Raw genomic sequence first — 410 nt, 5'->3', positions numbered from 1 at the left:
GTTGCAGATAGGCCGCCAGGCCGCCGTCTTCCTGCACCTTGTTCATGAACCAGCCGAAATCCTCCGAGGCCCAGAAATCGGCCTTGCGGCGCACTTCGTGGAAGGTGCCCATATCCCGGGCCGTGCGTTCCACCAGATCCACCAGCTCGGGGCTGGACATGGCGCCCGGGCAGTGGCTCTGGCACAGGAAGCGGCTGCGGCAGCCGTGCATGCGCGCCGCGCCATCCACCACGCGCCGGGCCTCGGCCAGCATATAGCCGTTGATGTCCCCGTTCTCGCCGCGGGTCTCGCCGCGCAGCCAGGCCTTGGCCGGGATGATGTTGGGGGTCTCGTTGACGTGCATCTCGCCCACGTTGATGCGCGAGGCGCCCTGGCCGTGGCGGGCGATGGCCAGCAGGTTGGTCACGGCC

General features: G+C 68.8%; 1 pseudogene. It reads right to left on the bottom strand.

Annotated features, from left to right (window positions below):
* A pseudogene (locus JWG43_RS18920) lies at positions 1-410 on the bottom strand (hypothetical protein); the annotation flags it as partial.

This window comes from Desulfobulbus alkaliphilus (assembly GCF_016918545.1).
GTDB classification, from domain to species: Bacteria; Desulfobacterota; Desulfobulbia; order Desulfobulbales; family Desulfobulbaceae; genus Desulfobulbus; species Desulfobulbus alkaliphilus.
The sequence above is the reverse complement of the archived record's forward strand: the minus strand, read 5'-3'. Positions and strand labels throughout refer to the sequence as shown.